Raw genomic sequence first — 6,971 nt, 5'->3', positions numbered from 1 at the left:
GGCCTGGACAGGGGTGGGGGCGGGGGCGGCCGTGGTGGCGGCCCAGATCGAGATGCCCGGAGGCGCGCTGGAGCGGGTCGTGGTGCCGTACCTGGTGCTCGGGGCCGGGGCGGTGGTGCTGTGGCGGCGCGGTGCCGTCCTGGCGGTGGTCGCGTTGCTCGCGGGGTACGCGGTTCCGGCCTCCGTCCGTGAGGTGGTCGCGCATGTCACGCCCGGGGAGAAGGAGCGCGAGCGGCTGATGCCCGATGGGGCGCTGGAGGCCGCGAGGTGGTTGCGGGATCACTCGTCGCCGGACGACGTGGTGGCCACCGACCTGCACTGCCGGCCTGTCGCGCGGCGCCGGTGCGACAGCAGACACTACTGGGTGTCGGGGTTCAGCGAGCGGCGGGTGCTCGTGGAGGGATGGGCCTACGCCGAGAGCACGCTGTCGCGGACCGAGCTGTTCGTGAGGTCGTACCTCAGGGTGCCGTTCGCGGATCCCGCCCGGCTGGCGGCGAACGACGCGGTGTTCGCGGCGCCGACGGCGCAGAACGTCCGGCATCTCGCCAGAAAATACGGCGTCAAGTGGCTTTTCACCGGAATTAATCCGGAGCTGGAGAAATTCGCCCGGCCACGATTCCGCAACGCGACCTCATCGGTTTACCAGCTCACCGCGAGGTAAAAGTATCGCCCGCTCCCGGAATGGCGAGGAGAAAGCCGCACGCGCCGCGCTGGACGTCCCCAGCAACATTTCCCTGGACGTACGGCCACAGGCAAAGGATCAGGGAATTCTATGGAAACGCGTGCCGCCATGGAGCCGACCCCCCGCGTCCTCGACACCGCGGCCCGGCTGGCGAGCCTCGACATCGTCATCCCTGTGCTCAACGAGGAACGCGCCCTGCCCGGCTGCGTACGCACGCTCGCCGGTTTCCTCGACGGCTTCCCGCTGCCGTGGCGCATCACGATCGTCGACAACGGCAGCACGGACGCCACGTGGCTGGTCGCGACCGCGCTGGCCAGGGAGTTCGACCGCGTGCTTGCCCGCAGGATCGACGTTCGCGGCCGGGGCGCGGCGCTGCGCGCGGCCTGGCGGGACAGCCCGGCCGACATCGTCGCGTACATGGACGTCGACCTGTCGACCGACCTCGACGCCCTGTTCCCGCTGGTCGCGGCGGTGGCCAGCGGTCATTCGGAGATCGCCGTCGGCACCCGTCTGGCACACAGCGCGCGCACCCGCCGCTCGCTGCGCCGCGAGGTGGTGTCGCGCGCCTACAACGCCCTGCTCAGGTATGGTTTCGGCGCCGGATTCAGCGACGCCCAGTGCGGCTTCAAAGCGGCCAGGACCGACGTGGTCAGGCCGCTCATGGACAAGATCGAGGATAACTCCTGGTTCTTCGACACCGAGTTGCTGCTGCTGGCCGAGCACAACGGGCTGCGCGTGCACGAGGTGCCGGTCGACTGGATCGAGGACGTGGACTCGCGCGTCCGCGTGGTCAGGACGGCCATCGACGATCTGAAGGGCCTGGCCAGGGTCGCCTGGTCGATGTCGACGGGCCGGGCCCGGGTCGAGGTGGCGAGGCCGGAGCCCACGCCGCGGCACCCGGACGCGGTCGTGGCCCGGCCGCGGGCGGTGACGCTGGCGAAATTCATCTCGTTCGCCGCGATAGGCGCGCTTTCCGTAATCCTTTACGCGCTCTTCTACCTCCCGCTCCGCGAATTCTGGTCACCGGCGACGGCGAATCTGGGCGCGCTGGTCCTCGCCGGAATCATCAACACCGAGGCGAATCGGCGATGGACGTTCGGCCGGGTACGGCGAACCACCATGCATTTCCGCGCGGCGGCCCTCTTCACGGCGAACTACGCGGTCACCACCATGGCCGTGCTCGCCGTGCCGCCGGCCGCCGGGCGGCTGGCCGAGGTGGGCGCGGTCGTCGCCACGTACTGCCTGCTCATCACGATCCGCTTCTCCGCACTGGACCGCTGGGTCTTCTCCCGCGCAAGGAACTGAGCTCATGGACACCACGGAAATCCGCCGCCTGATCGCGCTCGAGGACACCCATTGGTGGTACCGCGAGCGCCGGGCCATCCTGCGTGAAGAGCTGCGCGGCCTCGGCCGTCCCGGGCGGGCGCTGGACGTCGGCGCCGCCGGCGGCGGGAACACCAGGGTTCTGGTCGAGGAAGGCTGGGACGCGACGGCGACCGACGCCAGCGAGACGGCCGTCGAGCTGGCCAGGCAGCGCGGCCTCAAGGCCGTCCAGGCGGACGCACGGGCGCTGCCGTTCGAGCGGGACAGCGTCGATCTGGTGACCGCGTTCGACGTGCTGGAGCACATCCACGAGGACTACCTGGTCACCGAGGAGATCGCCAGGGTGCTGGCGCCGGGCGGGCACGCGTTGATCGCGGTGCCGTGCGACATGGAGCTGTGGTCGGCTCACGACGACGCCGTCGGCCACGTACGCAGATACGACCGCGACTCGCTGACCGCCGTCGTCGAGAAGGCGGGGCTGCGGGTCGAGCACATCTGGAGTTGGAACGTTCTCCTGCGGCCCCTCGTGGTCCGGCACCGCCGCCGCTCCAAGGGCAGCGACCTGGGCAAGATGCCTATCCTGGTCAACGCGGGCCTGTCGGCGGTGGTTCGCGCGGAGAGGTATCTGCCGGTCAAATCACGCAGGGGCGTGACCCTGTTCCTGCGGGCACGGCTACGGAAGTGAGCTCGGAACGTGACAGCGGGCCTGCTCACGGGCGGTCGGCGTTGGCCCTAGGCTGTCTTTTGTGGTGATTCATGCCTTACTCGCGGCCTCACTGGCGATGACCTCCTTGCCCGCGACCACCGTCGAAGCGAAGATCAACTGCGCCCGCGTGAAATGCCTGGCGCTGACCTTCGACGACGGCCCGGGCGCAACCACGCCCACCCTGCTGAAGACGCTGAAGAAGGCAGGGGCGAAGGCCACCTTCTTCGTGGTGGGCAAACGGGTGGAAGAGCGTCCCAAGATCGTCGCGCAGGCGATGGCTCAGGGGCACGCGATCGGCAACCACACCTACTCGCATGCCTCGCTCCCGACGCTTCTCGACGACGAGATCCTCGAGGAGCTCAAGACCACCCAGGACGCGATCCAGACCGCCACGGGGCAGCAGCCGAAGATATTCCGCCCGCCCTACGGTCACACCGATGACCGCGTGCTGGGACTGGCCGGCGAGACGGAACTCGCGCAGGTGCTGTGGACGGGCACGACGCTCGACTGGCAGCTGCGCGACGCCAAGAAGATCAAGGCGGCCGTGCTCAGGCTGGCCCAGCGCGACGGCGTGATCCTCATGCACGACACGGTCCCGGCGACCGTGCAGGCCATGCCCGGGATCGTCAAGGAGCTCAAGAAGCGCGGCTACCACCTCGTCACCGTGGCGACGCTGCTCAACGGCAAGGGGCCGAAGTCCGGAGTGAGCTACTTCTAGCGATCTCCGGCAGCTCGGAATTGGAACCATGAGGAGCGACACCTCAGCTGCGACCGTGACAAGGACCAGGCCGTGGGTCGCGCTCGCGACCTTCCTCATCGTCCAGGCAGTGCTCGGATGCTGGTGGGCGGCCTTCTACCCCGGCCTGTTCAGCCGCGATTCGGTCCTCTACCTCAGCCACACCGTCGTCGGCCCCTGGGTGAGCGATCACTCGGTGGTCTACGACGCGCTGGTGTGGCTGAGCTTCACCAAGACCGGCGACCTGGGCGCGGTCACGTTCGCGCAGACCACGGCCATGGCGGGGGCGCTGACGTACCTGGCGCAGTCGCTCAAGGCGCTCGGCGCCCCGCGCAAGCTCACCACCGCGGTGGTGGTGCTGATGCCGCTGGCACCGTCCGTGGGGGCGTTCTCGGTCACGTTGTGGAAGGACGTGCCGTTCACGATCTGCGCGGTGGCGATCGCGGGGGTGTGCGCGCGGTTCGCGGCCAGGCGCCGGGTCACCGGGCCCGGCCTGGTCGGGCTCGGGACTCTGATGCTGGCGCTCGGGCTGTTCCGTGCGAACGGCTTCCTCGTCGTCGGCGTGGCTGTCGTCGTGCTCGTGCTGATCGTCAAGACCATGCGGGTACGGCTGCTGCTCGTCGGCACGTTCGCGGCGGCGCTCCCACTCGTGCTGTCGAACCTGGTGTTCCCGCAGTTCGGCATCGCCGCCCCGTCGAAGACGTACGTGTACCACACGGCCTTCGGGGACATCGCGGTGGCGTTCAGGGACCGTCCTGAGCTGTTCAGCGAGCAGGACAGGGCGCTGATGGCGTCGGTGGCGCCGCTGACGCGATGGTGGTGGGGCGGCACCTGCTACACGATCAACCCGCTGATCTGGCGGAACGACTTCAGCTGGCAGCAGGCCGACGCGCACGCCACCGAGCTGCTGGACCTGTGGAAACGGCTGCTGGTCGCCGAGCCGCGCATGATCGTCGATGCCCGGCTCTGCCGGGGGGCGATCGCCTGGAAGCCGGTACAGGACGAGCTGATGACAGGCGGGGCGACGTACCGCTTCTCGCGCCGGCCCACCGCCGACACGTACGTCGGCCCCCGCAAGGTGCCCGACTTTCCCGGGCGGTGGGTGTATTCGCTGCGGCCACTGTCGCACGAGCTCAACCAGGTGGCCGATCCGTGGCTCACCTCGGCGCTGGCTCCCGAGTACGACTGGGTGTTGTGGCGAGGGGCGTCGTGGGCGTATCTGTCGTATCTGGCCGTCGGGCTGGCGGCGGTGGCGTTGCGAAACCGGTACGTGGTGGGGGTGGCGGCCGTGGTGGCCGGGCAGCAGCTCGCGGTGCTGGCCAACATCTCGGCGCAGGACTTCCGGTACATGGCCTCGCCCATCCTCATCGGGGCGCTGCTGGTGCCGCTGCTCTTGGGGGGCGTTGGGGTGCTCGTGCTGCGGCTGGTACGGCGGGCCCGGCGCCTGGTACGGCCGCCGCGCCCCGAGCCCGTACCTCCGCCTGCGCCTTTGCCGGAACCGGAACCGGAACCGGAACCGGAAGCCGAGCCGGAACTTGAGCCCGAAGCCGCGACCGAACCGATCAAGCGCGACACGCCGTAGCGCCGAGGCTTCCCGCACCATGCTCCCCCGGCACCGGAAGCTCGCCGGCGACACGGAACCGGTCGCGATCTCCGCGTGAAAGCAATGCGGCGCTCCGGGCAAGAAGGGGCGTTCGCCGTTCACTTGACCCAGCGGAGATGCCTGCATGACCGTTCCACCTGACGTGGTCGATCCGCCCGATCTCCGGGCCGGTTTCGAGCAGATCTTCAACGCGCACTTCGCCGAGATCCACCGGTACATCGCCAGGCGGCTGTCCGATGACGTCGCCGACGACCTGGCCGCCGAGGTGTTCCTGGCCGCGTACCGGGGCGGCTACGACGCCTCGCGCGGAGGGGTGCGGCCATGGCTGTACGGCATCGCCACGCACCTCGTCGCGCGCCACCGCCGTACCGAGATCCGCAGGTGGAAGGCGCTCGGCCGGGCGGCGGAGCGCCCGGAGCACAGCCACGAGGAGGCCGCGCTGACGCGGGTGGCCGCGGGCGAGCTGACCGGCAGGCTGGCGGGGGCGCTGGCCGGGCTCAACCGCGGGGACCGCGACGTCGTCCTGCTGAGCGCGCTGGGCGGCCTCAGCCACGCCGAGGTCGCCGCCGCGCTGAAGATCCCGGCGGGTACGGTCGCGTCCCGCCTCAACCGCGCCCGCAAGCAGCTCCGCAAGGCACTCGGCGACGTCAACCCCCTGGAGGAGAACCATGGATGAGCTGAGCCTCCTGGCGAGGTCGCTGCCAGACGCGCCGCGGCCCTCGGACGAGGTGGTCGAGAAGGCCCGCGCCCGGCTGTCGGCGGCCATGGACCAGCCGCCCGGACGGCGCCACGCCCGCCGAGGGTGGACGCGGGGCTATCGGGGGTGGACGCTGAGTGCCGCCGTGGCCACGGTCGTCGTCGTCACAGCCGTCGTCACGCTGGTGTCGAACCTGGCCGCCGTGCCGGTCCCGGTCGTCGTCCCCGCCGGCGGCAACGACGCCCTGCTCCGGCTCGCGGACGACGTCGCGCGACTGCCGGACGAAACCGGCGCATACTGGCGCAGGCCGCTGCTCAACAACGGGCTCATCCGGGTGCGGGCGGGGGACGAAACGTTCAACGTGCTGTACTCGGATCGGGTCGACCTCTGGCAGCCGCGCGATCCGCGGGAACCCGTGCAGGTGCGGCAGCGGCGGGAGTACACCCGCCCCGCCACTCCCGCCGACGAGCGCGCCTGGCGGGCCGCCGGCTCCCCGTCCGTCGTGCAGCGGGTGTGCACGCCGGGCACCCGTGCGAAGGACTGCAACCCGGTACGGCTGCGCGCCAAGCCGTCGGAGTGCGTGTACACGCGTGGGGCCGAGCCGGGCGGCGTGATCGGCGATCGGCGGCTGGGCAAGCTCACCCTCGCCGATCTCGCGGCTCTGCCCGGCGACGCCGCCCGGTTGCGGGAGCGGCTACGCACGCACTGGAAGTCCGATCGGGGTGGCCAGAGCTTCGAGCAGTTCCTGTCCAACTCGTCGGCCCTGCTGCAGATGCCCGTCAGGCCCGCGGTCAGAGCGGCCGCCCTGCGCCTCCTGGCCGGGCTGCCGACGACCAAGGTCGGTGGCTCGATCATCGACCCTCTGGGGCGAGCGGGCCTCGCGGTCACCTTCGTGAAGAGCGAGGGATTCTCCGCCCAGTTCGGTGCCGACGACGAGGTGGCCGAGCGGTTCACCGTCATTCTCGACCCGCGGACCGGTACCTTTCTGGCCGAGGTCTCGATCGCGGCCGAGAGCATCGAGGGGCTCGGCAAGGGCGCGTTCATGCATTACCAGGCATGGGCGCCCGAGGCCGGCTGGACCGGCGACCGGCCGGAGCGGCCACGCGGCTGCAAGCTCAGCGACCGCCCGATTCCCTGACACCGGCGTCGCCTCTCGCGCGGCGCGACATCCGCCCTGCTCAACGGGGCGCGGGCGTCGTTCATCAGGACGGCGTGGCCGTGATG

7 protein-coding genes are annotated in these 6,971 nt (G+C 70.5%); all 7 read left to right on the top strand.

The genetic code is table 11. The annotated features are described in order from the left end of the window. A partial coding sequence (locus EJK15_RS71230) for a hypothetical protein (protein ID WP_206061381.1) occupies positions 1-661 on the top strand: 661 nt, incomplete at its 5' end. Positions 662-772: 111 nt separating this feature from the next. Next, positions 773-1,987, top strand: coding sequence for a glycosyltransferase (locus EJK15_RS39560; protein ID WP_138715603.1), 1,215 nt, complete (start codon positions 773-775; stop codon positions 1,985-1,987). Between the two features lie 4 nt (positions 1,988-1,991). Continuing rightward, a complete protein-coding gene (locus EJK15_RS39555) occupies positions 1,992-2,690 on the top strand; it encodes a class I SAM-dependent methyltransferase (RefSeq protein ID WP_138715602.1) in 699 nt (232 codons plus the stop codon). Between the two features lie 97 nt (positions 2,691-2,787). Continuing rightward, entirely contained in the window at positions 2,788-3,429 is a 642-nt protein-coding gene (locus EJK15_RS39550) for a polysaccharide deacetylase family protein (RefSeq protein WP_171074794.1), read from the top strand. A 55-nt stretch (positions 3,430-3,484) separates the two neighbouring features. Next, the gene (locus EJK15_RS73200; protein WP_138715600.1) at positions 3,485-5,029 is read left to right on the top strand and encodes a hypothetical protein; all 1,545 of its coding nucleotides are present in this window, start codon (positions 3,485-3,487) and stop codon (positions 5,027-5,029) included. 145 nt (positions 5,030-5,174) lie between these two features. Continuing rightward, a complete protein-coding gene (locus EJK15_RS39540; protein WP_138715599.1) occupies positions 5,175-5,726 on the top strand; it encodes an RNA polymerase sigma factor in 552 nt (183 codons plus the stop codon). Next, positions 5,719-6,885: a CU044_5270 family protein gene (locus EJK15_RS39535; RefSeq protein ID WP_138715598.1), complete on the top strand. Its 1,167-nt coding sequence runs from the start codon at positions 5,719-5,721 to the stop codon at positions 6,883-6,885. Before EJK15_RS39540 ends, EJK15_RS39535 begins: the two co-directional genes overlap by 8 nt. The last annotated feature ends 86 nt before the right edge of the window (positions 6,886-6,971 follow it).

This window comes from Nonomuraea basaltis, from assembly GCF_005893125.1.
Classification (GTDB): domain Bacteria; phylum Actinomycetota; class Actinomycetes; order Streptosporangiales; family Streptosporangiaceae; genus Nonomuraea; species Nonomuraea basaltis.
The sequence above is the reverse complement of the archived record's forward strand: the minus strand, read 5'-3'. Positions and strand labels throughout refer to the sequence as shown.

What these genes read in the sequence shown, in the direction of transcription:
- EJK15_RS39560 (WP_138715603.1), top strand. Translation starts at nt 773, where the DNA reads ATGGAAACGCGTGCCGCCATGGAGCCGACCCCCCGCGTCCTCGACACC.
- EJK15_RS39555 (WP_138715602.1), top strand. Translation starts at nt 1,992, where the DNA reads ATGGACACCACGGAAATCCGCCGCCTGATCGCGCTCGAGGACACCCAT.
- EJK15_RS39550 (WP_171074794.1), top strand. Translation starts at nt 2,788, where the DNA reads ATGACCTCCTTGCCCGCGACCACCGTCGAAGCGAAGATCAACTGCGCC.
- EJK15_RS39540 (WP_138715599.1), top strand. Translation starts at nt 5,175, where the DNA reads ATGACCGTTCCACCTGACGTGGTCGATCCGCCCGATCTCCGGGCCGGT.
- EJK15_RS39535 (WP_138715598.1), top strand. Translation starts at nt 5,719, where the DNA reads ATGGATGAGCTGAGCCTCCTGGCGAGGTCGCTGCCAGACGCGCCGCGG.